This window comes from Lacunisphaera limnophila, from assembly GCF_001746835.1.
GTDB classification, from domain to species: Bacteria; Verrucomicrobiota; Verrucomicrobiia; order Opitutales; family Opitutaceae; genus Lacunisphaera; species Lacunisphaera limnophila.
Map to the genome: position 1 here is coordinate 516,638 of NZ_CP016094.1, position 26,779 is coordinate 543,416.

The 26,779-nt window shown below is 64.5% G+C and carries 32 protein-coding genes; 1 reads left to right on the forward strand and 31 read right to left on the reverse strand.

What is annotated here, in order from left to right; translation table 11 throughout:
• Nucleotides 1-34: 34 nt before the first annotated feature.
• The 29 genes from rpsD to rpsL form a co-directional block, all read right to left on the reverse strand.
• Entirely contained in the window at nucleotides 35-646 is a 612-nt protein-coding gene (rpsD, locus tag Verru16B_RS02235) for a 30S ribosomal protein S4 (protein ID WP_069960762.1), read from the reverse strand.
• 47 nt (nucleotides 647-693) lie between these two features.
• Nucleotides 694-1,305 (reverse strand): 30S ribosomal protein S11, encoded by a 612-nt coding sequence (gene rpsK / locus Verru16B_RS19215; protein ID WP_083270037.1) that lies wholly within the window; start codon nucleotides 1,303-1,305, stop codon nucleotides 694-696.
• 18 nt (nucleotides 1,306-1,323) lie between these two features.
• Entirely contained in the window at nucleotides 1,324-1,704 is a 381-nt protein-coding gene (rpsM, locus tag Verru16B_RS02245) for a 30S ribosomal protein S13 (protein ID WP_069960763.1), read from the reverse strand.
• 49 nt (nucleotides 1,705-1,753) lie between these two features.
• Nucleotides 1,754-2,524: a type I methionyl aminopeptidase gene (map, locus tag Verru16B_RS02250; RefSeq protein WP_069960764.1), complete on the reverse strand. Its 771-nt coding sequence runs from the start codon at nucleotides 2,522-2,524 to the stop codon at nucleotides 1,754-1,756.
• Nucleotides 2,524-2,988, reverse strand: coding sequence for a nucleoside monophosphate kinase (locus Verru16B_RS02255; protein WP_257785152.1), 465 nt, complete (start codon nucleotides 2,986-2,988; stop codon nucleotides 2,524-2,526). The genes map and Verru16B_RS02255 overlap by 1 nt, the downstream gene beginning before the upstream one ends.
• 12 nt (nucleotides 2,989-3,000) lie before the next feature.
• Nucleotides 3,001-4,500, reverse strand: coding sequence for a preprotein translocase subunit SecY (gene secY / locus Verru16B_RS02260; protein ID WP_069960765.1), 1,500 nt, complete (start codon nucleotides 4,498-4,500; stop codon nucleotides 3,001-3,003).
• Between the two features lie 55 nt (nucleotides 4,501-4,555).
• Nucleotides 4,556-5,002 carry a 50S ribosomal protein L15 gene (rplO, locus tag Verru16B_RS02265; protein WP_069960766.1) on the reverse strand — a complete coding sequence of 149 codons (447 nt, stop codon included), beginning with the start codon at nucleotides 5,000-5,002 and terminating at the stop codon, nucleotides 4,556-4,558.
• A 72-nt stretch (nucleotides 5,003-5,074) separates the two neighbouring features.
• Complete coding sequence (gene rpsE / locus Verru16B_RS02270; RefSeq protein WP_099093250.1) at nucleotides 5,075-5,521, reverse strand: 30S ribosomal protein S5; 447 nt, start codon at nucleotides 5,519-5,521, stop codon at nucleotides 5,075-5,077.
• Between the two features lie 66 nt (nucleotides 5,522-5,587).
• Nucleotides 5,588-5,950, reverse strand: a complete 363-nt coding sequence (rplR, locus tag Verru16B_RS02275; RefSeq protein ID WP_069960768.1) for a 50S ribosomal protein L18 — start codon at nucleotides 5,948-5,950, stop codon at nucleotides 5,588-5,590.
• A 14-nt stretch (nucleotides 5,951-5,964) separates the two neighbouring features.
• Entirely contained in the window at nucleotides 5,965-6,510 is a 546-nt protein-coding gene (gene rplF / locus Verru16B_RS02280; protein WP_069960769.1) for a 50S ribosomal protein L6, read from the reverse strand.
• Between the two features lie 16 nt (nucleotides 6,511-6,526).
• Complete coding sequence (gene rpsH, locus Verru16B_RS02285; RefSeq protein ID WP_069960770.1) at nucleotides 6,527-6,919, reverse strand: 30S ribosomal protein S8; 393 nt, start codon at nucleotides 6,917-6,919, stop codon at nucleotides 6,527-6,529.
• A 60-nt stretch (nucleotides 6,920-6,979) separates the two neighbouring features.
• On the reverse strand, nucleotides 6,980-7,285 hold the full coding sequence (gene rpsN, locus Verru16B_RS02290) for a 30S ribosomal protein S14 (RefSeq protein ID WP_069960771.1): 306 nt from the start codon (nucleotides 7,283-7,285) through the stop codon (nucleotides 6,980-6,982).
• A gap of 12 nt (nucleotides 7,286-7,297) precedes the next feature.
• Nucleotides 7,298-7,885, reverse strand: a complete 588-nt coding sequence (gene rplE / locus Verru16B_RS02295) for a 50S ribosomal protein L5 (RefSeq protein WP_069960772.1) — start codon at nucleotides 7,883-7,885, stop codon at nucleotides 7,298-7,300.
• Nucleotides 7,886-7,934: 49 nt separating this feature from the next.
• Nucleotides 7,935-8,216, reverse strand: coding sequence for a 50S ribosomal protein L24 (gene rplX / locus Verru16B_RS02300; protein WP_069960773.1), 282 nt, complete (start codon nucleotides 8,214-8,216; stop codon nucleotides 7,935-7,937).
• A 1-nt stretch (nucleotide 8,217) separates the two neighbouring features.
• A complete protein-coding gene (rplN, locus tag Verru16B_RS02305; RefSeq protein ID WP_069960774.1) occupies nucleotides 8,218-8,583 on the reverse strand; it encodes a 50S ribosomal protein L14 in 366 nt (121 codons plus the stop codon).
• 22 nt (nucleotides 8,584-8,605) lie between these two features.
• On the reverse strand, nucleotides 8,606-8,950 hold the full coding sequence (gene rpsQ, locus Verru16B_RS18735) for a 30S ribosomal protein S17 (RefSeq protein WP_069960775.1): 345 nt from the start codon (nucleotides 8,948-8,950) through the stop codon (nucleotides 8,606-8,608).
• 27 nt (nucleotides 8,951-8,977) lie between these two features.
• Nucleotides 8,978-9,178: a 50S ribosomal protein L29 gene (gene rpmC, locus Verru16B_RS02315; RefSeq protein ID WP_069960776.1), complete on the reverse strand. Its 201-nt coding sequence runs from the start codon at nucleotides 9,176-9,178 to the stop codon at nucleotides 8,978-8,980.
• Nucleotides 9,179-9,198: 20 nt separating this feature from the next.
• Complete coding sequence (rplP, locus tag Verru16B_RS02320; protein ID WP_069960777.1) at nucleotides 9,199-9,621, reverse strand: 50S ribosomal protein L16; 423 nt, start codon at nucleotides 9,619-9,621, stop codon at nucleotides 9,199-9,201.
• Nucleotides 9,622-9,667: 46 nt separating this feature from the next.
• Nucleotides 9,668-10,297, reverse strand: a complete 630-nt coding sequence (gene rpsC, locus Verru16B_RS02325; RefSeq protein ID WP_069960778.1) for a 30S ribosomal protein S3 — start codon at nucleotides 10,295-10,297, stop codon at nucleotides 9,668-9,670.
• A gap of 8 nt (nucleotides 10,298-10,305) precedes the next feature.
• Nucleotides 10,306-10,647, reverse strand: coding sequence for a 50S ribosomal protein L22 (rplV, locus tag Verru16B_RS02330; protein WP_069960779.1), 342 nt, complete (start codon nucleotides 10,645-10,647; stop codon nucleotides 10,306-10,308).
• 26 nt (nucleotides 10,648-10,673) lie between these two features.
• Nucleotides 10,674-10,952 carry a 30S ribosomal protein S19 gene (gene rpsS, locus Verru16B_RS02335; protein WP_069960780.1) on the reverse strand — a complete coding sequence of 93 codons (279 nt, stop codon included), beginning with the start codon at nucleotides 10,950-10,952 and terminating at the stop codon, nucleotides 10,674-10,676.
• Nucleotides 10,953-10,970: 18 nt separating this feature from the next.
• The gene (gene rplB, locus Verru16B_RS02340) at nucleotides 10,971-11,837 is read right to left on the reverse strand and encodes a 50S ribosomal protein L2 (protein WP_069960781.1); all 867 of its coding nucleotides are present in this window, start codon (nucleotides 11,835-11,837) and stop codon (nucleotides 10,971-10,973) included.
• A 22-nt stretch (nucleotides 11,838-11,859) separates the two neighbouring features.
• Entirely contained in the window at nucleotides 11,860-12,147 is a 288-nt protein-coding gene (gene rplW, locus Verru16B_RS02345) for a 50S ribosomal protein L23 (RefSeq protein WP_069960782.1), read from the reverse strand.
• Nucleotides 12,144-12,776, reverse strand: a complete 633-nt coding sequence (gene rplD / locus Verru16B_RS02350) for a 50S ribosomal protein L4 (RefSeq protein ID WP_069960783.1) — start codon at nucleotides 12,774-12,776, stop codon at nucleotides 12,144-12,146. The genes rplW and rplD overlap by 4 nt, the downstream gene beginning before the upstream one ends.
• A 20-nt stretch (nucleotides 12,777-12,796) precedes the next feature.
• Nucleotides 12,797-13,438 carry a 50S ribosomal protein L3 gene (gene rplC, locus Verru16B_RS02355; protein ID WP_069960784.1) on the reverse strand — a complete coding sequence of 214 codons (642 nt, stop codon included), beginning with the start codon at nucleotides 13,436-13,438 and terminating at the stop codon, nucleotides 12,797-12,799.
• A 105-nt stretch (nucleotides 13,439-13,543) separates the two neighbouring features.
• Nucleotides 13,544-13,852, reverse strand: coding sequence for a 30S ribosomal protein S10 (rpsJ, locus tag Verru16B_RS02360; RefSeq protein WP_069960785.1), 309 nt, complete (start codon nucleotides 13,850-13,852; stop codon nucleotides 13,544-13,546).
• 26 nt (nucleotides 13,853-13,878) lie between these two features.
• The gene (fusA, locus tag Verru16B_RS02365) at nucleotides 13,879-16,074 is read right to left on the reverse strand and encodes an elongation factor G (RefSeq protein WP_069960786.1); all 2,196 of its coding nucleotides are present in this window, start codon (nucleotides 16,072-16,074) and stop codon (nucleotides 13,879-13,881) included.
• Nucleotides 16,075-16,088: 14 nt separating this feature from the next.
• Complete coding sequence (gene rpsG, locus Verru16B_RS02370) at nucleotides 16,089-16,562, reverse strand: 30S ribosomal protein S7 (RefSeq protein WP_069960787.1); 474 nt, start codon at nucleotides 16,560-16,562, stop codon at nucleotides 16,089-16,091.
• 21 nt (nucleotides 16,563-16,583) lie between these two features.
• Entirely contained in the window at nucleotides 16,584-16,964 is a 381-nt protein-coding gene (gene rpsL / locus Verru16B_RS02375) for a 30S ribosomal protein S12 (protein ID WP_069960788.1), read from the reverse strand.
• Nucleotides 16,965-17,563: 599 nt separating this feature from the next.
• On the opposite strand from rpsL, the gene Verru16B_RS02380 reads away from it, so the two are divergent.
• Nucleotides 17,564-18,529 (forward strand): hypothetical protein, encoded by a 966-nt coding sequence (locus tag Verru16B_RS02380; protein ID WP_069960789.1) that lies wholly within the window; start codon nucleotides 17,564-17,566, stop codon nucleotides 18,527-18,529.
• Between the two features lie 160 nt (nucleotides 18,530-18,689).
• Here the strand turns inward: Verru16B_RS02380 and rpoC are convergent, their stop codons facing one another.
• Both rpoC and rpoB read right to left on the reverse strand, forming a co-directional pair.
• Nucleotides 18,690-22,817: a DNA-directed RNA polymerase subunit beta' gene (gene rpoC, locus Verru16B_RS02385; protein ID WP_069960790.1), complete on the reverse strand. Its 4,128-nt coding sequence runs from the start codon at nucleotides 22,815-22,817 to the stop codon at nucleotides 18,690-18,692.
• A gap of 31 nt (nucleotides 22,818-22,848) precedes the next feature.
• Nucleotides 22,849-26,655, reverse strand: coding sequence for a DNA-directed RNA polymerase subunit beta (rpoB, locus tag Verru16B_RS02390; RefSeq protein WP_069960791.1), 3,807 nt, complete (start codon nucleotides 26,653-26,655; stop codon nucleotides 22,849-22,851).
• Nucleotides 26,656-26,779: the final 124 nt, after the last annotated feature.

Genomic DNA, 26,779 nt, shown 5'->3' on the forward strand with positions numbered 1-26,779 from the left:
GGAGAAGTGGGATGAAGCGACCGGCACAAACAGCTTAGAAGCGGGAATAGTACTCGACGATGAGCTGCTCGTTGATGGAGGGCTCCATCTCGTCGCGGGTGGGCAGGCGGGTGATGGTGCCCTTGAGGGCCTCATCGTTGCGCACGAGCCAGCCGGGGACCACGCGGGCGCGGTTCTCTTCGATCGCGCGGGTGGCGAGCTGGCGGGAGGAGTTGGAACCGCGGATCTCGACCTCGTCGCCCTGGACGACGTTGTAGCTCGAGATGTCGACCTTGCGGCCGTTGACGCGGACGTGGCCGTGGTTGACCAGCTGGCGGGCGGCGGCGCGGCTCTTGGCGAAACCCAGGAGGTAGACGACGCTGTCGAGACGGGTCTCGAGGAGCTGGAGGAAGCGCTCGCCGGTGACGCCGCGCTCGCGCTTGGCGATGGCGAACACGCGGCGGAACTGGCGCTCGAGGAGGCCGTAGATGAAGCGGAGCTTCTGCTTCTCGTTGAGGCCGACGGCGTACTCGGAGAGCTTGCGGCGCGATTTCGGGCCGTGCTGGCCGGGCGGGAAATTGCGGCGCTCAAGCACCTTGGCCGAGCCAACGATGTATTGGCCGAAGCGGCGACTGATGCGGGTGGTGGGTCCAGTGTAACGAGCCATGGTGGGATCCTAGATTTTAAATGGGTGGGAGGAGGGCTGAGGCGGGCTCAGACGCGACGCTTCTTGCGGGGGCGGCAGCCGTTGTGGGGCACCGGGGTGACGTCGATGATGGAGGAGATCTCGAGGCCGATGGCCTGAAGACCGCGGATGGCGGAGTCACGACCGAGGCCGGGACCGCTCACGCGGATCTGAACCTCCTTGAGGCCGTGGGCCATGGCGTTGCGGGCGGCGTCCTGGGCCACGACCTGGGCGGCGTAGGCGGTGGACTTGCGCGAGCCGCGGAAGTTGCACTTGCCGGCGGACGACCAGGAGATGACGTTGCCCTTCGCGTCCGTGATGGAGACGATGGTGTTGTTGAACGTCGCGGCGATGTTCGCGATGCCGGAGGTGATGTTCTTGGAACCCTTGGCCTTGCGGACCTTGATGGTCGCCAGTTCTTCCTTGAGGAGATCCTCGGCGGTGGCGGCCTTCGGCACGCCGCCCACGAGTTCAACGGGCTTCTCGGCGACGGGCGCGACGGCCTCGCCGTCAGCGGCCTTGGGGGCCTTCGGGGCCTTGGCGGGCTTGGCCTCGGCGGCCGGAGCGGCGGCGGCGCCTTCAGCGGCGGGGGCGGCCTTCTTGACCTTTTCCTTCTTGGGAGCGGATTTGTCTTCGGACATGTAAGTGTGGTTTTAAGATTAGACTTCCTTGGCCTTCGTGACGCCGACGGTCTTGCGCGGGCCCTTGCGGGTGCGGGCGTTGGTGCTGGTGCGCTGGCCGCGGACGGGCAGGCTGCGGCGGTGACGGATGCCGCGGTAGCAATTGATGGCCTGGAGGCGCTTCAGGTTGCTGGCGATGTCACGGCGGAGATCGCCCTCCACCACCCACTTGTTGTCGGTGATGATGTGGAGAATCTTGTTGAGCTGCTCCTCGGAGAGGTCCGAGGCGCGCATGTTGGCATCCAGACCGGCGGTCTCGATGATGAGATCAGCCCGGGCAGGGCCGATGCCGTAGATATACCGGAGGGAATATCCAATTTTCTTTTTGGCGGGGAGTTCGACGCCGAGGAGACGAGGCATGGTGTTGGTGGTTGAGAGTTAGTTGTTGAGAGTGAGGAAAGGGAAAAGTTCAGGTGGCGCGCGGGATCGTGAGGATCTCGGGGCCGGAATCAGTGGTGAGCACGGTGTGTTCGAAGTGGGCGGAGGGCGAACCGTCGGCGGTGACGACCGTCCAGCCGTCGGCGAGGGTGCGGACCCGGTAGCTGCCGAGGTTGACCATGGGCTCGATGGCGAGGGTCATGCCGGCCTTGATCTTCTCGCCGGAGTTCTTCCGGCCGAAGTTCGGGATCTGCGGTTCCTCGTGCATCTCGCGGCCGACCCCGTGGCCGACCATCTCGCGGACGACGCCGAAGCCGCGGGCCTCGACGAAGGTCTGGATGGCGTGGGAGATGTCGCCGATGCGGTTCCCGACCTGGGCCTGCCGGATGCCGATGGCGAGGGCTTCCTCGGTGGCGGCCAGCAGCTCGGCGGTGCGGGGGGCGATGGCGCCGACCGCGACCGTGGTGGCGTTGTCGCCGACGTAGCCGTCGTATTCGACGACCACGTCCAGGGCGATGACATCGCCGTCGCGCAGGATGCGCTTCAGGGAGCCGATGCCGTGGACCACCTCTTCATTGACCGAGAGGCAGGTGTAGGCGGGATAACGTCGGGAATGCAACTGGTAGCCGTGGCAGGCGCTGCGGGCGCCGAACGAGGCGATGAGATCGCGGCCGATTTGATCCAAGTCGTAGGTCGTGATACCGGGGCGAACCTGGGCCTTCAGCCGCGCCAGAACGGTGGCGGCGATGGCACAGGATTCACGCATCCGCTTGATGGCGTCCGAGTTTTTGATCGGGATCATCAGGCGGCGGCGTGGAGGGCCTCACAGAGGAGACCCTGGGTGCGGTAATGGGTGACGATGTCCGCCGGGGCGGCGGGGGCGACGAGGCAGGCGGTGAGAGTCTCATCGCGGGCCTCGAGCCATTCATCGAACACCAACGCTTGGAGCAGCGTAGCCGGGAAGCCTTCGAGAAGGAATCCCGCATCGGGTTTGCGCGCCCAGAACCATTTGCGCAGAAGCGCGAGATGGATCCGTTCCGGCACGGCGGAGCCGTGCGAGAGCGCCGACCCGGCCTGCTGGCCGAGGGGCGTGCGTCGCGAAATCTCCTGTTGCACAAGTAACGCAGGAGAGACGTGCTCAAGATTCAAAGAACGACCCGGGAGAACCAGCCCCGCGGGAAGCGGGGCGGATGGACCAAGGAGAAGGAACTTCGCTCGCGCCGGGGCGAGAGCGGAAAAGGCGCTGGAGTGTTCAGCCCCTATCACTGAAGTAAAGTATTAAAGAGCCCACTGGCGGAAGGCCCAGGCGGCCAGACCGATCAGTAGCATAACCACCATAAAGGCAGTAATTTGCAGCACAGCCTTGTCGCTGGCGGCTTCGCCCAGCTGGACGCTGGCGGAGGCGCTGCGACCGCGAATGCGACCTTTTTTGAGGAAGCCGTCGTAGTGGCGCTGGAGGAGGAAGGTCTCGATCTGACGCATCGTGTCGAGGATGACGCCCACGGTGATCAGCATGCCGGTGCCGCCGAAGAAGTAGGCGATGCGGGAAGGCACCTTCAGTTCGAACAGCAGCAGGTCGGGGATGATGGCGATGATCGTGAGGAAGATGGCGCCGGCGAGGGTCAGGCGCGTCATGATGAAGTCGAGGAAGCCGGCCGTCGGCTCACCGGGACGCACGCCGGGGATGTAGCCGCCGTACTTCTTCAGGTCGTCGGCGATCTGGATCGGCTTGAACATGACGGAGACCCAGAAATAGCTGAAGAACAGGATGAGGAGGGTCATGCCGATGTAGTAGATCGGATGGCCGCGGAGCAGGTCGTTGGAGAACTCGACGAGGAACTTGATGTTAAACGCCGCGCCGGCCTGCGACATGATCTGCTGCGGGAACAGGAGGATGGCGCTGGCGAAGATCACGGGCATGACGCCCGAGTAGTTGACCTTGAGCGGCAGGAAGGAGCTCTGGCCGCCGTAGACCTTCTGGCCGACGACGCGCTTGGCGTACTGGACCGGGATCTTGCGCTGGCCCTGGGTGACGGCAATGATGCCGACCGTGACGATGATGAACAGGGCGAGCATCATGACGCCCTCGATGGCGCCGAGCTTGGCCACGCCGACGGGGGCGAAGAACAGCTGGTAGGTGGCGACGGCCGCGCCGGGGATGTCCTGGAGGATGCCGACGGTGATGAGCAGGGAGACACCATTGCCGATGCCGCGCTGGGTGATCTGCTCACCGAGCCACATGAGGAGCATGGTGCCCGCGGTCATGAAGATCGTGGACTGGACCATGAACCAGAATTTGCTGACGACGACGATCTGGCCGTAGGTGTTGATGTCGTAGCCGGGGAAGAGGCGCGCGGGATTCTCGAGCGCCATGATCAGCAGCACGCCCTGGATGAGACAGATGAGGACCGTCGCATAGCGGGTGTATTGCGTGAGCTTCTGGCGGCCGACATCGCCCTCCTGCTGGAGGCGGCTGAGAGCCGGCACGACGGCGGTCATCAGCTGGAAGATGATGGACGCGCTGATGTAGGGCATGATGCCCAGGGCGCAGACGGCGCCCTTCACGAGCGCGCCGCCGGTGAACATGTTGTAGAGCCCCACGAGGCCGCCGCCGCCGCCGGCCGTCTGGTCGGCGAAGAACCGCGTGAGTGGCGCGGGGTCGATGCCCGGCAGCGGGATGTGAGCCCCGACGCGAGCCACGAAGAGCAGACCCAGGGTGTAGAGGATCCGCGAGCGGAGCTCGGGGATCTTCATGGAGTTCGTGAAGGCGGAAAACATGAGGAGGGAGACGGGGAGGGTTGCGGGTGGCGGGCCCGGGGGCCCCCTGCCCTGCTTAGGCGACGGTCGCCGAGCCGCCGGCCTTCTCGAGCTTGGCCTTGGCGGAACCGGTGAACTTGTGGGCCGTGACCTTGAGCGCGCGGCTGATTTCGCCGTCGCCGAGGACCTTGAGCAGCTTGACGCCCGGGCGGATGAGGCCGGCGGTGGCGAGCACCTCGGCGTTCACCTCGGTGATCTTGGCGTCGAGGCGGGCGAGGTCGCCCACGTTCACGACGGCGTAGCTGGTGCGGTACTCGTAGTTGTTGAAGCCGCGGTGCGGGAGCTTGCGGTAAAGGGGCATCTGGCCGCCTTCGAAGCCGGGGCGGATGGAGCCGCCGGAGCGGGCCGTCTGGCCCTTGCCACCCTTGCCGGAGGTCTTGCCGTGGCCGCTGCCTTCGCCGCAGCCGACGCGCTTCTTACGGTGCACCGCACCCTTGACGTTAACGAGATTGTGGAGACGCATTTTCTTGATTCCTAATTTGGTCGCCGCGCCCGCGGAGGCGGGCACGACTCGGATTTATAATAAGGGGGATGATCAGGCGCGGAGCGCCTTGAAGTCTTCCTCGAGGCGCAGCTTGCGCAGGCCGTTGAGGGTCGCGTGCACGACGGCGATGTGGTTCTTGGAACCCATCGACTTCGTGAGCACGTTGTGGACGCCGGCCGCCTCGAGGACGGCGCGGACGCCGCCGCCGGCGATGAGGCCGGTACCGTTGGAGGCGGGGCGGAGGAACACCTTGCCGCCGTCGAACTCGCCGAGGACCTCGTGCGGGATGGTGGTGCCCTTGAGCTTCACGGAGACCATGCGCTTCTTGGCGGACTCGGTGGACTTCTTGATGGCGTCGGGGACCTCGTTGGCCTTGCCGTAGCCGATGCCCACGCTGCCCTTGCCGTCGCCGACGACGGACAGGGCGGAGAAGCTGAAGCGACGACCGCCCTTCACGACCTTGGCGCAGCGGTTGATGAAGACGACCTTCTCGAACATGCCGGGCTCGCCCGAATCATTGCCGGGGCCGGAAAAAGACCTGTTATTGTTTGCCATGGGAGGTGATTAGAATTGAAGACCGCCTTCGCGCGCGGCGTCGGCAAAGGTTTTGACGCGCCCGTGGAACAGGCGGCCGTTGCGATCGAAGACGACGGCGGTGATGCCGGCGGCCTTGGCCTTGGCGGCAAAGGCGACACCGAGCGTCTTGGCGCCGGAGACGTTGCCCTTCGCGCCGCCCTTCTTCACCTCGGGATCGAGGGTGGAGAGGAACACGAGGGTCGCGCCGGCGTCGTCGTTGACGGCCTGGGCGTAGATGTGCTTGCCGGAGAACTTGACGCTGAGGCGCGGGCGAACGGCGGTGCCGGTCACCTTCTTGCGGATGCGCCATTTGCGCTTCTGGAGGAGCTGGGCCTTGTAAACAGTTTTCATGGTTATGGTCTCGGTTAGGCGACGGTCTTGCCTTCCTTGCGACGGACGCGCTCGGCGTGCTCGCCGACGATACGGACACCCTTGCCCTTGTAGGGCTCCGGCGGGTAGTAGGCGCGGATCTCGGAAGTCACCTGACCGACGAGCTGCTTGTCCACGCCCTCGATCTTGAGCTTGGTCTGGTCGGTGACCGTGACCTTGATGCCCGCGGGGATGGTGTGGAGGATGGGATGGGAATAGCCGAGGGCCAGGTCGAGCTTGTCGCCCTTGAGCGCGGCCTTGAAGCCGACGCCCTGGATCTCGAGCTCCTTGAGGTAGCCGACGCTCACGCCCTTGACCATGCCGGCGATCACGGAGCGAACCGTGCCGTACATGGCCTTGGAAAAGCGGGTGTCCTCGGTCTTGGTGACGACGATGGCCTTGTCCTTCTGCTCAATCTTGACGACGGGCGCGAAGGTCTTGGAGACCTTGCCCTTGGGGCCTTCGACGGACACGGTGGTGCCGTTGATGGCGACCTTGACCTTGTCGGGAATCTGAACGGGTTGTTTGCCGATTCTGCTCATGGTGGTGGTGTCCTGGTTACCAGACGGTGCAGACGAGTTCACCGCCGAGTTTCTGGCGGCGGGCGTCCTGGTCCTTCATGAGACCCTTGGAGGTGGAAATGATGGAGATACCGAGGCCGTTGAGGACGCGGGGGATCTCGGAATAGCCGGAGTAGAGGCGGCGGCCGGGGGTGGAGGTGCGCTTGATGCCGGTGATGACCGGGGCGCTGTCCACGTACTTCATCGTAACGATGACGGTCTTGTGGCCGCGCTCGTCGGCGCCGGTGGCGACGTCACGGACGAAGCCCTCGTTCTTGAGGATGTGGGCGAGGCTCTCCTTGAGCTTCGAGTGCGGGGAAACGCACTGGGCGAGACCGGCCTTCGACGCATTGCGAAGGTGGGTCAGGAAATCACTGATCGGGTCTGTCATGGCTGGATGTGGTGGAGGTTGCCCGTCGGATCATATCCGACTTCCGGCGGGAAAGGGAAATTACCAGGAGGACTTGGTCACGCCCGGGATCTTGCCGGCGAGCGCGAGCTCGCGGAGCGTGATGCGGGAGACGCCGAAGCGGCGGTGGAAGCCGCGCGGGCGGCCGCTGAGCGAGCAGCGGTTGCGGATGCGGACCTTGGAGGAATTGCGGGGGAGCTTCGCGAGCTTCTTCTGGGCGGCGAAGAATTCCTCGTCGGTGGTGGCCGGGTTGGCGAGGATGGCCTTCAGCTCGGCGCGCTTGGCGGCGTGCTTCTCGACGAGGCGGATGCGCTTCTTGTTACGTTCGATGGCGGAAGTTTTCGGCATGGTCGGAAGGAGTTAGGCGGCGGAAGACTTGGCGGGAGTGGCGGGCACCGGGTCGGTGCGACGGAAGGGCATGCCGAGGAGCTTCAGGAGCTCGCGGGCCTCGTCGTCGGTCTCGGCGGAGGTCACGAAGGTGATGTCCAGGCCCATGGAGCGCTTGTTGTTCTCGACGACGATCTCGGGGAAGATGGTGAAGTCGGTGATGCCGATGGTGTAGTTGCCCTGACCGTCGAGCTTGTTGGGCACGCCGCGGAAATCGCGGATGGTCGGGAGGGCGACGGCCAGCAGGCGCATCAGGAAGTGCCACATGGCCTCGCCGCGGAGGGTGACGTGGCAGCCGGTGACCTGGTTGGGCTTCAGCTTGAAGTTGGCGATGGCGCGCTTGGTGCGGTTGAGCACGGGCTTCTGGCCGGCGATGAGGCCGATGTCGCGCGCGGTGTCGGCGATCTGGTTCTTGTCGGCCTCGGCGCCGATGCCGGTGTTGAGGACGATCTTCGTCAGCTTCGGGACCTGGTGCTTGTTCTTGTAGCCACGCGAGGTGACCAAGGCCGGGGCGACGGTCTCGTGGTAGAATTTCTGGAGGGGGGTGAGTTGTTTGCTCATGGTGCGAACCGGATTTCCGACCCGGATGCTTTAGGTTGGTGAGGAGTGCTTAGGCCTTGGCGGCGGCCGGGGCGACCTTGGCGCGCTTGGTCTGGTCGTAGCGGGACTGGAGCATGAGGTTGGACACGTGGACCGTGCCCTCGCGCTCGGCGATCTTGCCCTGCGGGTTTTCCTGGGACTTCTTGAGGTGGCGCTTGATCATGGCCACGCCCTCGACGACGGCGCGGTTCTTGGCGGCGCGGACCTCGAGGACCTTGCCCGACTTGCCCTTGTGGGCGCCGGCGATGACAACGACCTGGTCGTTGCGTTTGATGTGGAATTTCTGGGCCATGTTAGAGGACCTCCGGGGCGAGCGAGATGATCTTGGTGTAGTTCTTGGCGCGGAGCTCGCGGGCGACAGGTCCGAAGATGCGGGTGCCCTTCGGGTTGCCATCCTCGCCAATGATGACGACGGCGTTGGAGTCGAAACGGAGGTAGCTGCCGTCCGGGCGGCGCAGGGCCGCCTTGGTGCGGACGATGACGGCCTTGACGACCTCGCCCTTCTTGACGGTGGCGTCGGTGCTGCTCTCCTTGATGTTGATGGTGATGATATCACCGACGTGGGCGTAGCGGGAGGGGTGGCCGATCTTGCCGATCATGGACGCGCGGCGCGCGCCCGTGTTGTCGGCAATATCGAGGATGGAACGCATCTGGATCATGGTGGTATCTCCGGGGGCCGGGTTAGGCCTTGTTGGCCTTGGTGGTCTTGGTCGGGACAGCCTCGGCGACGTCCTTCTCGGACACGGCGACGAGATCAAGGCCGACGGCGGCCTCGATGACGCGGATGACGCGCCAGCGCTTGAGGCGGCTGATGGGGCGGGTCTCCATGACCTCGATCTTGTCCCCGAGCTTGGCCTCGTTCTTCTCGTCGTGGACGTGAAGGACGGTCTTGCGGTTGATGACCTTGTGGTAGAGCGGGTGCGGCGTCTTGTAGGGGACGGTGACCTTGACGGACTTGTCGCCCATCTTGGAGGTGACGAAGCCGATGACGGTCTTGCGGGCGTTGTGGCGGACGTGAGTGGACATGGGATTGTGCGGTTAGCGCCGGCGGCCTCAGGCGGCCTTCGTCGTTTTCTTCTGCTTGAGGATGGTCTCCAGGCGGGCGATGTCCTTGCGGTACTCGCGGAGGAGATGGGGCTTCTCGACCTGGCCGGAATTCTTGCGCAGGCGGAGCTGGAGGAGGAGCTCGCGGGTCTCGCGGAGCTTGGTGGTGATCTCGGCGGGAGCGAGTTCGCGGATTTCTTTGGAAGTCATGTTCGTCGGTCTCCTGAGGGTTAGACGGCGGCGCCTTCGCGCACGATGAAGCGGCAGCGGAAGGGGAGCTTGGCGTCGGCGAGGCGGAAGGCCTCCTTGGCGATGCTGTGGGGGACGCCGGCGAGTTCGAAGAGCACGGCGCCAGGCTTGATGACGGCGACGTAGAACTCGACCGGGCCCTTGCCCTGGCCCATGCGCACCTCGGCGGGCTTCTTGGTCACGGGCTTGTGCGGGAAGATGCGGATCCAGAGCTTGCCCTTGCGCTTGAGGTGGCGGGCGATGGTGACGCGGGCGGCCTCGATCTGCTGGCCGGTCATGGGGCCGCGGGAGAGCGACTGGAGGCCGAATTCGCCGAAGGCGAGAGTGTTGCCGCGCTTGGCATTGCCAGCGCGGGAGCCTTTCATCGACTTGCGGTATTTGGTGCGGGCGGGAGCTAGAGCCATGGGAAAAGGGCCTGAGGGTTAAGCTGCAGGCGAAATGGTGTCTGAGTTAGTTGGATTCGTCTTTCTTGCAGATCCAGCACTTGACGCCGATCTTGCCCCAGAGGGTCTGGGCCTCGGCGAAGCCGTAATCGATGTTCTCGCGCAGGGTGTGGAGGGGAATGCGGCCCTGGCGCTGCCACTCGCGGCGGGCGATGTCGGTGCCGCCGAGACGGCCGGAGCACTGGATCTTGATGCCGTCGATGCCAAGGGACATGGCGGTCTGGATGGACTTCTTGATGGCGCGGCGGAAGGCGATGCGGCGCTCGAGCTGGAGCGCGACGCTCTCGGCGACGAGCTGGGCCTCGATCTCGGGCTTCTTGACCTCCTGGATGTCGAGGAGGACCTCCTTGCCGGTGAGCTTGCCGAGGGCGACCTTCATGTTCTCGACCTCCTGGCCCTTCTTGCCGATGACGATGCCGGGGCGGGCGGTGAAGATCTTGACGCGCACGCGGTTGCCGGCGCGCTCGATGAAGATGCGCGGCACGGAGGCCTGCTTGAGCTTCTCCATCAGCATGGAGCGGATGATCTGGTCCTCATGGAGGAGCTTGGCGAAATCCTTCTTGCGCGCGAACCAGCGTGACTGCCAGTTGCGGCGGACGGCGAGGCGGAAGCCTGTGGGGTTGGTCTTTTGTCCCATGGAAGTGGTTAGTTGGATTTGCCGTCGGTGAGGACGATGCGGAGGTGCGACATGCGCTTGACGCGCGGCTTGGCGGAGCCCTTGGCGCCGGCCTTGAAACGCTTCAGGACGGGGCCGGGTTCGACGAGGGCGCGGTGCACGGTGAGGGTGCTGGCCACGAGGCTGTTGTTGTTCTCCGCGTTGGCCACGGCGCTCTTAAGCGTCTTGGCCAGCAGGCGCGCGGACTTGCGCGGGATGAGCGTGAGAAAGTCGATGGCCTCGGGGACGGGGCGGCCCTGGATCTGGTTCGCGATTTCGCGGACCTTGCGCGGGGACATGCGCGCATTGCGGGTGAGAGCTTGGATTTCCATGGTAGTATTCCGGTTGGGCGGTGGCCTCAGATTTCCTTGCGGGTCATGCCGCCGTGCGCCTTGAAGATGCGGGTCGGGGCGAACTCGCCGAGCTTGTGCCCGACCATGTTCTCCGTGACGTAGACGGCGATGTGCGCCTTGCCGTTGTGAACGCTGATGGTGTGGCCCACGAACTCGGGCGTGATGGTGGAGCGACGGGACCAGGTCTGGATGGGCTTGCGGGCGCCACCGGCCTTGGCCGCCTTCTGGATTTTTTCCAGGAGGTGGTAGTCGACGAAGAAACCTTTCTTGATGGAACGTGCCATGGTGCGGGGTCGTTGAGATTACTTCTTGCCGCGCGGCGGACGGCCGTTGGCGCGAACGAGGATGAAGTTGCTGGAGAGCTTGGTGCGCTTGCGCGTCGGGAAGCCCTTGGCGAGCTGGCCCCACGGGGACACGAGGTGCTGGCGACCGCCGCCGCCCTTGGACTTGCCCTGACCGCCACCGTTGGGGTGGTCGACCGGGTTCATGGCGACGCCGCGGACGCGGGGGCGCTTGCCGAGCCAGCGATTGCGGCCGGCCTTGCCGAGGGAGCGTTTGCTGTGGTCGGCGTTGGAAACCTCGCCGATGGTGGCGCGGCACTGGGCGTTGACCAGGCGGGTCTCGCCGGAGGACATGCGGATCTGGGCGTAGCCGTTTTCGATGGCCACGAGCTCGACGGAGGTGCCGGCGGAGCGGGCGATCTGGGCGCCGCGGCCGGGCAGCAGCTCGACGGCGTGCAGCTTGGTGGCGGGCGGGATCACGGAGAGCGGGAACGAATTGCCGGGACGGAAGTCGTTCGTGTCGGTCTTCATCGCGTTGTAGACGGTGTCACCGGCCTTGAGCCCCGCGGGCGCGAGGACATAGGTCTTGGTGCCGTCGGCATAGGCGAGGAGCGCGAGCAGGGCCGTGCGATTGGGATCGTACTCGATCGACTGCACCTTGGCGGGCATGTCGAGCTTGGCGCGCTTGAAGTCGATGATGCGGTAGAGCTTCTTGTGCCCGCCGCCGCGACGGCGGGAGGTGATGCGACCGTAGGTGTTGCGGCCGCCGGTCTTGCTCTTCGACTCGACGAGGGAGCGCTCCGGGCGGTTCTTGGACAGGCCGGCCGGGCGGTTCAGGGTGGTGAACCGGAGGGACGCGGTGTGGGGACGGAAGGATTTGAGGGCCATGGTGGTGGTGTCTCCGGGTGGCTCAGGAAGTGAGCTCGATCTTGTCGCCCTGCTTGAGGGTAACGATGGCGCGCTTGCTGTCGGACTTCGTGATCGGACGGCCGGCGCGGGACTTCTTCGGCTTGCCCTTGCGATTCTGGATGTTCACGCGGGTGACGGTGACCTTGAAGGTCTGCTCGACGGCCTCGCGCACGGTGAATTTCGTGGCGGAGGGGAACACCTCGAAGGTGTACTGCCCGAAGTTCGAGGAGAGCTTGTTGGACTTTTCCGTCAGGCGGATGGTTTTGAGGACTTTATCGGCGCTAATCATGACTGGCCTCCATTGGTGCGGGCGATGATCGTCTCGAGGGCCTTGCTGGACACGACGATCTTGGCGTACTGCACGAGATCGAGGGTGTTGAGCTTGGAGGCTTCCTGGAGGGTGACACGGGCGAGGTTGCGCGCGGCGCGGCTGGCCTCGGTGGTGAAGGGAGCGTCGACGATGAGCACCTTGCCCTTGGGGGCGATGCGGCCGAGGACGGTGTTGATGGCCTTGGTCTTGTTGGCCTTGGCGGTGAACGTCTCGATGACGGCGACGTCACCGGCGGTGGCGCGGTCGAAGAGGGCGCGGTTGAAGGCGAGGGCCTTGACCTTGCCGTTGATCTTCTTGGAGAAGTCGCGGGGCTTGGGGCCGAAGACGACGCCGCCGCCGGACCACAGGGGGGAGCGGGAGGAACCGGCGCGGGCGCGGCCCGTGCCCTTCTGGTTCCACGGCTTTTTGCCGCCGCCGCGCACTTCGCCGCGGGTCTTGGTGGAACGCGTGCCCTGGCGGGCGTTGGCCCGGTGAGCAACGACGACTTCCTTGACGGCCTGCAGGCCCTTGGACCCTTCAAAGGTCGGCAGGGCGAACTCCTGTTCGGAGCTCTTCGAGGCATCGGATGTGAAAACGGTAAGTTTCATTTTGATCGGTCTCCGTTTGGTTAGGCTTTCTTGGCCTTCTTGCCCGCCCGGATGATGACATCGTCGCCGTTGGCGCCAGGAATGGAGCCGTTGACGAGGATGAGGTTCTTGTCGGCGATGATCTTCACGACGCGCAGGTTCTGCACGGTGCGGAACAGGCTGCCCATGTGGCCGGGCATGCGCTGGTTCTTCCAGGTGCGGCCGGGCGTCTGGCGCATGCCGATGGAGCCGATGCGGCGGTGGAACATGGAGCCGTGGGCGGCGGGGCCGCCGCCGACGCGGAAGCGCTTGACGACGCCCTGGAAGCCCTTGCCCTTCGACACGCCGAGCACGTCGATGACCTGGCCTTCGGTGAAGGCGGCCACCGTGATGACGTCGCCGGCCTTGCCGGTGAACGCCTCGGTGAGGCGGACCTCGTTCAGCACGCGGGGCGTGCTGCCGAGACCGGCCTTCTTGGCGTGATTGGTCTCGGCCTTGGAGGCGTTCTTCGCCTTCTGGGCACCGAAACCGAGCTGCACGGCATTGTAGCCGTCGGACTCGATGGTCTTGACTTGAACGACCGGGCACGGGCCGGCTTCAACCACGGTGACCGGGACCAGGACGTTTTGAGCGTCGTAGACCTGGGTCATGCCGATTTTTTTTCCTAATAGTGTAGCGATCATGGGCTAAGTGGTAGGTGGCGGGTGAGCGCCGTTTGTTTAGACCTACTTTAGCAAGGGCCGGGGTGAGCCGGCTGGCTTGGCTAAGATGGTGTGGGTTGGGAAATTTTAAACGTTGATGGTAATATCGACGCCGGACGGAAGGTTGAGCTTCTTGAGTTCGTCGACGGTCTGGGCGGTGGGCTCCAGGATGTCGATGAGGCGCTTGTGCGTGCGGGATTCGAACTGCTCCATGGACTTCTTGTCGACGTGCGGGGAGCGGTTGACCGAAAGCTTCACGATGTGGGTGGGCAGCGGGATGGGACCCGAGACGCGGGCGCCGGAGCGCTTGGCGGTTTCCACGATTTCCGAGGCGGACTGGTCGATGACGCGATAGTCGAAGCCCTGGAGTTTGATGCGAATGCGTTGGCCTTTCATGGCGGGATAAAGAACGGAGGTTAAAGTTAGGTACGGGCGGGGCCCTTGGCGTTGGTCTCGACAATCTTCGCAAGCTGCGAGTTCGGAACCTGCGCGAAGTGGGACGGAGTGATGGACGCGCTGGCGCGGCCCTTCGAAAGCGAGCGGATGTCGGTGACGTAGCCGAACAGGAGCTCGAGCGGGACGTGCGCCGAGATGATGCACGCGCCGGTCTTGTTCTCCATGCCCTGGATCTGGCCGCGGCGGCGGTTGATGTCACCCATCAGGTCGCCCTGATATTCCTCGGGGGTGGTGACCTCGACGCCCATGATGGGCTCGAGCAGGATCGGGCCGGCCTGCTTCATCGCTTCCTTGAAGGCGAAGATGCCGGCCATCTTGAAGGCCATTTCGGACGAGTCGACCTCGTGGAAGGAGCCGTCAGTGATGCGGATGATGGCATCGACCACGGGGAAGCCGGCGATGACGCCGTTGTTGGCGCCCTCGAGCAGGCCGTCGGTGGCGGGCTTGATGAATTCCTTCGGGATGGAGCCGCCGACGGTCTCGTTGATGACCTCGACGCCCTTGCCCTTCTCGTTGGGTTCCATCTTGACGACGACGTGGCCGTACTGGCCCTTGCCGCCGGACTGACGGATGAACTTGCCCTCGCCCTCGGCCGCCTTGGTGATGGTCTCACGGTAGGCGATCTGGGGCTTGCCGGAAGTGGCCTCGACCTTGAACTCGCGCTTCATGCGGTCGATGATGATCTCGAGGTGCAGCTCGCCCATGCCGGCGAGGATGGTCTGACCCGTGTCCTGGTCGGTCTTGACGCGCAGGGTCGGATCCTCGGCCACGAGGCGCTGGAGCGCCACGCCGAGCTTTTCCTGGTCGCCCTTGGAGTTCGGCTCGATGGACATCGAGATGACGGGCTCGGGGAAGGACGGCGGCTCGAGACGGATGTCGAAATCCTCGTCGCACAGGGTGTCGCCGGTGATGACTTCCTTGATGCCGACGACGGCGCAGATGTCACCCGCGTAGGCGACCTCGATTTCCTCGCGCTCGATGGCGCGCATGAGGACGAGGCGGGAGACGCGCTCGCTGCGGCGGGTGCGGGGATTGTAGAGGGACATGCCGCGCGGCAGCTGGCCGGTGTAGACGCGGAAGAACACGAGGCGGCCCACGAAGGGATCGTTCCAGAGCTTGAACGCGAGACCGGCCATCTTGGCCTTGTCGTCGACGACGGCCTCGACGACCTTGCCGTCGCTGTCCTGGCCCTGCATGGGGGGGACGTCGATGGGGCTCGGGAGGTAGTTGACGACGCAGTCGAGCAGGCGCTGGACACCCTTCTTCTTGAAGGCGGAGCCCGGGATGACGCCGGTGAACTGGAGGGAGATGGTGGCCTTGCGGACGCCGAGCATCAGCTCTTCGACGCTGATCTCCTCGCCGTTGAGGTACTTCTCGGCGATGACGTCATCAAAGTCGCACACGGCCTCGATGAGCTTCTCGCGGTATTCCTTGGCCTGGGCGGCCATCTCCGCGGGGATCGGCATCGTCTTGGGCTTCATGCCCAGCTGGTCGGCCGGATCCTCCTCGAAGGAGTAGGCGACGTTCTGCACGAGATCGACGAGACCGGAGAAGTTCTCCTCCTTGCCGATCGGGATGAAGATGGGATGGGCGTTGGCCTTGAGCTTCTCGCGCATCTCGGAGACGGCGCGGAAGAAGTCGGCGCCGGTGCGGTCCATCTTGTTGATGAACGCCACGCGCGGCACCTTGTACTTGTTGGCCTGGCGCCAGACGGTCTCGGACTGGGGCTGCACGCCGGCGACGGCGCAGAACACGGCGACGGCGCCGTCGAGCACGCGGAGCGAGCGCTCGACCTCGGCGGTGAAGTCCACGTGACCGGGGGTGTCGATGATATTGATGCGCTGCTTAATGCCCTTCCAGGGACCCCAGGAAGCGTTCCAGGCGCAGGAAATGGCGGCGGCGGTGATCGTGATGCCGCGCTCGCGCTCCTGCTCCATCCAGTCGGTGACGGTGGAGCCCTCGTGCACCTCGCCCATCTTGTGGACGGCGCCGGAGTAGAAGAGGATGCGCTCGGTCGTGGTCGTCTTGCCGGCGTCGATGTGCGCGGCAATACCGATGTTACGCGTCCATTCCAGCGGGAACGGACGGTCCTTCGAGTTGACCGACGAGGTTTTCGCCTTGTCGGTGACGACAGTGATCTTGATGGGAGAAGCGACGGACATGATCGGGTGATTCCTTACCAGCGGAGATGGGCGAAGGCGCGGTTGGCCTGGGCCATCTTGTGCATTTCTTCCTTCTTCTTCACCACGGAGCCGGTGTTGTTGTAGGCGTCCACGATCTCGGCGGCGATGGCCTCGCGCATCGGGATGCCCTTGCGGCCGTTGGCGGCGTCGACAATCCAGCGGAGGGCCAGGGATTCCTGGCGCTCAAAGGTGATTTCCACGGGAACCTGGTAGGTGGCGCCACCGACGCGGCGGCTCTTGACCTCCAGCTTCGGGCGGGCGTTTTCCATCGCGCCCATCAGCAGGTCGACCGGGTCGCCCTTCTGGAGCTTCTCGCTCACCTTCTCGAAGGCACCGTAGACGATGCGCTCGGCGAGCGTGCGCTTGCCGCTCTTCATGATGACGTTGATCAGGTGGGTCACCAGGGCGCTGTTATAGCGGACATCCGGGACGGTGGGGCGATGAGTGGCTCTGCGGCGACGTGACATGGTGGCGGAAAAAGAACGGGTTTACTTGGCGGCCTTCGGGCGCTTGACGCCGTATTTGGAACGGGAACGACGGCGCTTCTCGACACCGGTGGCGTCGAGGGTGCCGCGGACAATGTGGTAACGCACGCCGGGGAGATCCTTCACGCGGCCACCGCGCACGAGCACAATGGAGTGCTCCTGGAGGTTGTGGCCCTCGTCGGGGATATAGGAGATGACCTCGGTGCCGTTCGTGAGGCGGACCTTCGCGACTTTGCGGATGGCCGAGTTCGGCTTTTTCGGCGTGCGGGTCATGACCTGCACACAAACGCCGCGGCGGAAGGGATTACCCTGCAACGCCGGAGCCTTGGACTTCGCAACGACTTTGCGGCGTCCTTTTCTCACGAGTTGGTTGATGGTTGGCATGTGTTTGGATGAAAGGTTGGGAAAAGTGGAAAAGGCGCGGAACCTACCGGAGCAAGGGCCCCCGGCAAGAACTATTTCGCGCTTTATGGGAAACACGACTTCAGGCGGGGGATTCCCACTCGAAATCGCGGCGTCTCAGGTGCCTCTACAGTTTGGCTGCAGTGGCTGTAAGTGACGATAGGGAGGGTCAGAAAAGCAGGGGGCCTGACCCTACTTCAAGAGTTAAATCGAAAAAACAGCGGAAAAGTTATTCACAAGGGCTGAAACTGGCCTGGCGGAGGCCTACTCCCCTGCCCTGTCGGCCGCCACACGCGGGTCGAGTGACGCGACCCGGGAGCCTGCATGGAACCAAATTGCGGCTGGGGCCCGAACCGTGGACAAAAAGAACGCCCGACCCCAGAGGGGCCGGGCGAGAAGACATCCGGAGCAAGGCTCAACAGACATCTTTTTGGCGGGAGGACCTGCAGAATCCCCATTCTCCTCTCAAAAACAACGTCAATTTTTGCTTTAGCCGGGGGCGGCGACGGCCTAAACAAACGCCCGCGGCCCGGCCTGCTCAGGCGTGACTTCCGCCCCCCACCCTGTCTACCTCCCCATCCATGCGTTCGCTGAGGTCCATCGGTATTTCCGAAGAAAAATTCCAGCCCTGGCTGCGCCGGGAGATACTGCAGGCGCTAAAATGGGGGGCGGGCCTCCTCCTCGGTGGCTTGGCGCTGGCCGGGGGGCTGACTGCGGTTTCCCCAAGCTTTGCCGGCACCTGGACCACGTTTAACTATCAACTCTCCAGTGTGGCGCTGGACCAGCACCCGGTCGCCCTGGTGCGGACCTTCGCCGCCCGCCTGCGCGAGAGCGAGTATGGGTGGGCCCCACTGGGACTGGGTGCCCCCTTTAACATCACCGAGGCCCGCCAGCGCCTGAAGAGCGACTTCCCCGAGGTCGCGAGCGTGGTGGACGGCGTGCCCCAGGTCCCCCGCGCCCTGAGTCTGAAACGGGCCAATCCCGCCCGTTACGAACAACGTCTGGCCGAGTACGTGGCCCGTCATCAGCGGATCGAATCCGTGCGCTTCACCAGCCTGTACGACCGGGACGACCTGTTCTCCCCGCCCAACGCCAATGTGAAGCTCGGGTTGTTCGCGACCAAGGTTTTTGGCCTGCTGGATGCCCTGCTTTACACGCTCAGCACGATTGTCGGCGGCGGGCTCCCCGGGGTATTGCTCTTTGGCACGGTCCTGAGCCTCTCCGCCCCGGCCCTCTGGCGCTCCCGGCGTCCGGCGCGGATCTGGCTCAAGCTGCTCGCGTGGCCCACCCTCGCCAGCGCCCTCATTTGGGGGGCAATTTTCTTCATGGCGGTGGCCTCGGCGATGCTCGGCGGGTTCACACCTAACACGTCGGCCGTGACGCTGCTGGCCACCCTGCCCCTGCTCTTTACCCTGGCCAAGGCCCCGTTGCATCTGGCGGAGACTCTTGTTACCCCGGCCAAAAAATGGGACGGCATCGATCGGCGCAAACCGCGTCCGCCCGAGGCGCCCCCGGGCATGACAACGCCGCCGATTGGCGGGGCTTAAGAGCGAGGGCACCCACGTCACCCGCAAGGGGCCGGGCCGGGCGATTCCTCCCCGGCGTTCCTCGCGCTTTCACCGACCGGCCGCGCCCCTCGGCAGAGGCGCAAAAAAAGCCGCCCGGTCTTGCGACCAGGCGGCTTGAAAGGTGTGGAGTTCCGTCGGCTTAGCTCGCCTCGGCCGTGGCCTTGGGGGCCTCGTCCATCGGGATCTCGCCGCCGAGGGGCAGCGTGACCTTGAGCTTCTTGTAGGCCGGGAGTCCGGTGCCCGCAGGGATCAGGTGACCCATGATGACGTTTTCCTTGAAGCCCTTGAGCGTATCGACCTTGCCCAGCGTCGAGGCGTCGGTGAGGACGCGGGTCGTCTCCTGGAAGGAGGCGGCCGAGATGAAGCTCTCGGTCTCGAGCGAGGCCTTGGTGATGCCCAGCAGGATCGGCTCGGCCTCGGCCGGCTTGCCGCCGGCGGTCTCCATGCGCTTGTTTTCGCGCAGGAAGGCGATGCGGTCGATCTGCTCGCCCCAGAACCACTCGGTGTCACCCGGATCGCTGATGCGGACCTTGCGGAGCATCTGGCGGATGATGACCTCGATGTGCTTGTCGTTGATCGACACGCCCTGGAGACGATAGACTTCCTGCACCTGGCCGATGAGGAACTCATACAGCGCGGTCGGCCCGAGGATTTCCAGAATCTCATGCGGATCGGCGGAGCCTTCCGTGAGATGCTGGCCCTTGTGGACGACGTCGCCGGCCTGCACGATGATGTGCTTGCCGTGCGGGATGAGGTGTTCCTCTTCCGCGCCGGACTCTTCCTGGCGGACGACGAGCTTGCGCTTGCCGCGGATGGAGCCCTCGAAGGAGACGACACCCTCGATGCGGGCCATCTCGGCGGCTTCCTTCGGGCGGCGGGCTTCGAAAAGCTCGGCCACGCGGGGGAGACCACCGGTGATGTCCTTGGTGACGGACGCCTGACGCGGGGTCTTGGCGAGCAGCGCACCGGGCTGGATGATGTCACCCTCGGCGACCGCGACCTGCGCGCCCGTCGGGATGGAGTAAGCGGCGACCGGCTTGCCGTGATCGTCGCGAACTTCGATCTGCGGGTTGAGGTCTTCCTTGTGCTCGATGACCACGGTCGCGATGCGGCCGGTGGATTCGTCGAGCTCGCGCTTCACGGTCACACCCGGGATCATGTCCTTGAAGTGGAGCGTGCCGGCCTTCTCGGAGAGGACCGGGATGTTGTACGGATCCCACTGGGCGATGGTCTGGCCCTTGGTGACCTTGTCGGCGTCGGAGACGGAGAGGAAGGTGCCGACCACGATCGGGTAGGACTCCAGCTCGCGGTCGTTGTCGTCGAGGATCTGCAGCGAACCGGTCTTGTTGAGGACGATGTTGAAGCCCTCGGCGGTCTGCACGAGACGGAGGCCGCGGTATTTGACGATACCGGAATTGCGGACCTTGATCTCGGGGTTCTTCGAGCCGGCGGAAGCGACGCCACCGATGTGGAAGGTACGCATGGTGAGCTGCGTGCCGGGCTCGCCGATGGACTGGGCGGCGATGATGCCGACGGAGTCACCGATCTTCGCGACCTTGTTGGTGGCGGGATTGATGCCGTAGGACTTCGCGTCGATGCCGTGCTCGCTGGTGGAGGTGAGCGGCGAGAGCACCTTGATGCGCTCGATGCCGGAGTCGTCGATCCGCTTGCCCAGCTCCTCGGTGATGAGTTCGCCGGCGCCGACGATGGTCTTCGTCGGGTTGAGGGGATCGTAGACGTCGTCGGCCGAGAACCGGCCCACGATGCGTTCCGCGAGGGAGACCAGCATGGTTTCGCCTTCGAAGATCGCCTTCTTCCAGATGCCGTCGCGGGTGCCGCAGTCTTCCTCGGTGATGACCACGTCCATGGCCACGTCGCACAGCTTGCGCGTCATGTAGCCGGCGTCGGCGGTCTTGAGGGCGGTGTCGGCGAGACCCTTGCGGGCGCCGTGGGTCGAGATGAAGTACTCGAGCACCGTGAGGCCCTCGCGGAAGGAGGACAGGATGGGGCGCTCGATGATCTCGCCGGAGGGCTTGGCCATGAGGCCGCGGAGACCGCACAGCTGGCGAACCTGCTGCTTGTTACCGCGGGCGCCGGAATCCATCATGATGTAAACCGGATTCACCTCGGTGCGGCCGTCGTTGTTCTCGAGCTTGGCGAAGACCGCCTTGGCGATGCGGTCGGTGGCGCCGGTCCAGATGTCGATGATCTTGTTGTAGCGCTCGCCGGAGGTGATGATGCCCTTCTTGTACTGGGACTCGACCTCGTCGACCTTCTTGCGTGCGTCGGCCACGATCTCCTTCTTGTTCTCGGGGATGATCATGTCGTCGATACCGATAGAGATACCGGCCTGCATGGCGGTCTGGAAGCCCAGCTCCTTCAGCTTGTCGAGGGTCTCGACCGTGACGCGGTCACCCGCCACCTTGTAGGTGTTGAGGATGAGGTCGCCCAGCTTGCCCTTCGGCACCGGGAAGTTGATGAAACCGAGACCGGCGGGCCAGATCTGGTTGAAGATCACGCGGCCGACGGTGGTGAGAAGCACCTTGCGCTCCTTGTTGCCGTAGACGGTGTCCTTGCCGAAATCGGGGTTCGGGACGTGGATCCAATCGTGCACCTTGAGGGCGCCGTCCATCTTGACGTACTGGACTTCCTGGAGGCCGGAGAGCAGCGGCACGCGGACGCCCTTGGCGGGCTTGGCGCGCGGCTCGACGGACAGGTAGTAGGCGCCGAGGACGATGTCCTGCGACGGCGTGAGGATCGGCTTGCCGGAGGACGGCGAGAAGATGTTGTTCGTGGACATCATCAGGAGTTTGCACTCCAGGATGGCCTCGAGGGACAGCGGCACGTGGACGGCCATCTGGTCACCGTCGAAGTCCGCGTTGTAGGCGGTACAGACGAGGGGGTGGACGCGGATGGAGGAACCCTCGATGAGCACGGGCTCGAAAGCCTGGATCGAGAGACGGTGCAGGGTCGGCGCGCGGTTGAGCAGCACCGGGTGGCCCTTGGTGACCTCCTCGAGGATGTCCCAGACTTCCGGGGACTTCTTCTCGATCATCTTGCGGGCACCGCGGACGGTGTGCACGAAGCCGAGTTCCTTGAGGCGGCGGATGATGAACGGCTCGAAGAGCACGAGCGCCATCTTCTTGGGCAGACCGCACTGGTTGAGCTTGAGCTCGGGACCGATGACGATGACGGAGCGGCCGGAGTAGTCGACGCGCTTGCCGAGCAAGTTCTGGCGGAAGCGGCCCTGCTTGCCCTTGAGCATGTCGGAGAGCGACTTCAGGGCGCGATTGCCGGCGCCCGTGACGGGGCGGCCGTGGCGGCCGTTGTCGAACAGAGCGTCGACGGCCTCCTGGAGCATGCGCTTTTCGTTGTGGATGATGACGTCGGGCGTCTTCAGCTGCATCAGGTTCCGCAGACGGTTGTTGCGGTTGATGACGCGGCGATAGAGATCGTTGAGGTCGGAGGTCGCGAAGCGGCCACCCTCGAGCGGGACGAGGGGGCGCAGGTCCGGCGGGATGACCGGGAGGACTTCCATGACCATCCACTCGGGACGGGACTTGGAGCTGATGAAACCGCCGATGACCTTGAGACGCTTCGAGAGCTTCTTCTTGATCTGCTTCGAGCGGGTGGCGCGCATCGTCTCGTGGAGCTCGGCGACGACGGCCTCCATGTCGATCTGGGTGAGCACGTCGCGGACGGCCTCGGCGCCCATCTTGGCGGTGAAGGCATCGGCGCCGTACTCATCGACGGCCTGCTGGTACTCGGTCTCGGTGAGGAGCTGCTTGAGCTCGAGCGGCGTCTTGCCCGCGTTGGTCACCATGTAGTTCTCGTAGTAGATGACGCGCTCGAGCGAACGGGCGGTCATGTCGAGCAGGAGGCCAAGGCGGCTCGGCATGCTCTTGAGGAACCAGATGTGGGCGACGGGGACGGCGAGCTCGATATGGCCCATGCGCTCGCGACGGACGCGGGCGATGGTCACCTCGACGCCGCAGCGATCGCACACGACATCCTTGTACTTGATGCGCTTGTACTTGCCGCAAGCGCACTCGTAGTCACGCACCGGGCCGAAGATCTTTTGACAGAAAAGACCACCCGGCTCGGGCTTGAAGGTGCGGTAGTTGATGGTCTCGGGGTTCTTGACCTCACCCTTGGACCAGGCGCGGATGGTTTCCGGCGCGGCGACGGTGATCGAAACGTTGTCGAACTGATTCTCGTCCGAACCGAGGACGGAACGGACTTCTTCGCGGGCGTGTTCGGTGCTCATTATGATTGTGCTCCCAGTATTGTGTTAAGTGTTAGCGGGTGCCCGTGCCACCGAGGGCCTCGCCCAGCGCGGTGCGCTTGGCGAGTTTGATGTCGAGACCGAGGGCCTGCATTTCCTTGACCAGGACGTTGAACGATTCCGGCGTGCCGGCGCTCAGCGTGTTGTCGCCCTTGACGAGCGACTCGTAGATCTTGGTGCGGCCGTTGACGTCGTCGGACTTGACCGTGAGGAGCTCCTGCAGCGTGTGCGCCGCGCCGTAGGCCTCGAGCGCCCAGACCTCCATCTCGCCGAAGCGCTGGCCGCCGTACTGGGCCTTGCCGCCCAGCGGCTGCTGGGTGACGAGGGAGTAAGGACCGACCGCGCGGGCGTGGATCTTGTGCGACACGAGATGGTTCAGCTTCATCATGTAGATGTAGCCGACGACGACCTCCTGATCGAGTTTCTCGCCGGTGCGACCGTCGAAGAGCGAGGACTTGCCGGTGGAAGGCAGCTTGGCCTCCTTGAGGTAGCCGCGCACCTTGCTCTCGGGGATGCCGTCGAACACGGGGGTGGCCACCTTGATGCCGAGCTTTTTGCAAGCCCAGCCGAGGTGGGTCTCGAGCACCTGACCCACGTTCATGCGCGAAGGCACGCCGAGGGGGTTGAGACAGATTTCGATCGGGGTGCCGTCGGGCAGGAAGGGCATGTCCTCTTCCGGCACGATCTTGGCGACGACGCCCTTGTTACCGTGGCGGCCGGCCATCTTGTCACCGACCTCGAGCTTCTGCTTTGTGGCGATGTAGACCTTGACCTGCTTGATGACGCCGGGACCGCCGTCCTCGCCGGTCTCGATGCTGGCGATCTTGCGTTCGCGGTCGCCTTCCAACTCGTCGAACTTCGACTGGAAGGAGGCGATGATCTCCATGATCTTGATGCGGACCGGGGAGGGATCGATCTCGATGTGCTTCGCGACGGCCGCGAGCTTGCGCAGGAGCGTCTTCGTGATCTTGCGGTTGGCCGGGATGATGATTTCGCCGGACTGGCCGTTGATGACGTCGAGGGGGATCTTCTCGCCGAGGAGGATGTTGGAGAGCGCCTCGGTCAGCTGCTCGCGCAGCTTGTCCATTTGCGTCTTATAATCTTCCTGGATCTGCTTCACCTGGCGGCGGCGGTCGGACGGGGACATGCGGTCGCGCTCCGCGTCGAGGCGGCTGGTCGAGACCTTCACGTCCATGATGATGCCGTTCACACCGGAGGGAACGATGAGGGAGGTGTCCTTCACGTCGGCGGCCTTCTCGCCGAAGATGGCGCGAAGGAGCTTCTCTTCGGGAGCGAGCTCGGTCTCGGACTTCGGGGTGATCTTGCCGACGAGGATGTCGCCGGGCTTCACCTCGGCACCGACGCGGATGACGCCGTTGTGGTCGAGGTTCTTGAGGGCTTCCTCGCCGATGTTCGGGATGTCGCGGGTGATCTCCTCAGGCCCGAGCTTCGTGTCACGCGCGGTGACCTCGAATTCCTGGACGTGGATGGAGGTGAAGATGTCTTCCTTCAGCACCTTTTCGGAGATGAGGATGGCGTCTTCGAAGTTGTAGCCGTTCCACGGCATGAAGCCGACGAGCACGTTGCGGCCGAGTGCGAGCTCGCCGTGGTCGGTCGAGGGACCGTCCGCGATGCACTCGCCCTTCTTGACCTTCTGGCCCTTCTTGACGATCGGGCGCTGGGAGAAGCAGGTGCCGGCGTTCGAGCGCATGAACTTGCGGAGTTCATACACGAAGACGTGGTCCTTCGGGTTGTGCTTCGGGTGGCGGGGCAGCTCGCCGTCCTTGGTGACGATGATCTGCTTGGCGTCGACGGAGGCGACGATGCCGGGTTCCTCGGCGATGACGACGGTCTTGGAGTCGCTCGCGAGACGGGCCTCGAGGCCGGTGCCGACGAACGGCGCCTCGGTCTGGAGGAGCGGCACGCCCTGGCGTTGCATGTTCGAGCCCATCAGCGCGCGGTTGGCGTCGTCGTGCTCAAGGAACGGGATCAAGCCGGCGGCGACGGACACCACCTGCTTGGGGGAGACGTCCATCAGGTCGACCTCGTCGGCGGCGACTTCGAGGAAGTTGCCGGAGTTACGGGCGGTGACCTTGCCGATGAAGTTACCCTTGTCATCGACCTCGGCGTTGGCCTGGGCGATGGTCTTGCCTTCCTCCTGGTCGGCGGTGAGGTAGACGACCTTGTCGGTGACGCGGCCCTTCTCCTTCTCGACGACCCGGTAGGGCGCCTCGATGAAGCCGAACTCGTTCACGCGGGCATAGGTGGACAGGGAATTGATGAGGCCGATGTTCGGACCTTCCGGGGTCTCGATCGGGCAGATGCGGCCGTAGTGCGACGGGTGCACGTCGCGGACTTCGAAGCCGGCGCGCTCGCGGTTGAGGCCGCCCGGTCCAAGGGCCGACAGGCGGCGCTTGTGGGTGAGCTCGGCGAGCGGGTTGATCTGGTCCATGAACTGCGACAGCTGGGAGCGCGCGAAGAAATCGCGGATCACGGTCGTCAGGGCCTTCGGGTTGATCAGCTTCTGGGGCGTGATCGAGTCGACGCTCTGGTCATAGAGGGTCATGCGCTCGCGAACGAGACGCTCCGTGCGGCTGAGGCCGACGCGGCACTGGTTGGCGAGGAGCTCGCCCACGGTGCGGACGCGGCGGGAACCGAGGTGATCGATATCGTCGACGATGCCGTCGCTCTTCTTGAGGCGGACGAGATACTTGGTGGCGGCGACGACGTCGGCGCTCTCGAGGATGCGGTTTTCCAGGTCGATCTTGAGGTCGAGCTTCTGGTTGATCTTGTAGCGGCCGACGCGGCCGAGGTCGTAGCGCTTGGGATCGAAGAAGAGGCGCTTGAGCAGGGCCTTGGCGTTCGCCGTGGTCGGGGGCTCGCCCGGACGCAGCTTCTTGTAGATTTCCTTGAGGGCCTCCTCCTCGTTGCGGGTCGGGTCCTTCTTGAGCGCGCGGATGATGGCGCCCTCGTCGCTGGTGGTGTCGATGACGCGCATCGACTTGATGTCGTGCTTCTCGAAGGTGCGGATGATGGCCTTGGTGAGCGGCTCGTAGGCGCGCGCGAGGACCACGCCCTTCTGGGCGTCGATCACGTCGTCGACCAGCACGAGGGTGGAGACGTTTTCGAGGTCGAGCGCCTTGCTGACCTTGAGGTCCTGAAGCTCGTAGAAGAGGCCGAGGATGTCCACGTCCTGGCTGAAGCCGATGGAGCGGAGGAGGGTCGTGATGAGGAATTTGCGGCGGCGGCGGCGGCGGTCGAGGTAGACGTAGAGGAGGTCGTTATTGTCGAACTGGACCTCGAGCCAGGTGCCGCGGTCGGGGATGATGCGGAAGGAGTGCAGCAGCTTGCCGTTCGGGTGGGTGGCCACCTCGAAGCAGATGCCGGGCGAACGGTGGAGCTGGGAGACGACGACGCGCTCGGCGCCGTTGATGATGAACGAGCCGCGCTCGGTGACCATGGGGATGTCGCCCATGAAGATCTCCTCGTCCTTGATGAAGTCTTCCTCGCGGAGGCGGAGCTTCACGTAGAGCGGAACGGCGTAGGTGGTGCCCTCGCGGAGGCACTCGATCTCGGAGCTCTTGGGCTCGCCGATCGTGTAGGAAACGTACTCGAGCGTCAGGCGCTCGTCGTAGGAATTGATCGGGAACACCTCACGGAAGACGGCCTCGAGGCCGTAGGGCTTGCGCTGCTTCTCAGGCGTATCCTTCTGGAGATACTCGAGGTAGGAGCTGATCTGCAGCTCGATGAGGTTCGGCGGCTGGATGACTTCGCGGAGTTTGCCGAAGTTAATGCGTTCGGTGTGAGTGCGGTCGGCCATGGAATTTCCCGTGTAGATGTGAACTGAAAAAAGGAGCGGAACTCACTCGCCGACGCCAAGACTGCGGCGCGGCAAGGTAGCAAAACGGCGCCCGGACGCGGGGTCCTGGGACGCGGAAAGAACA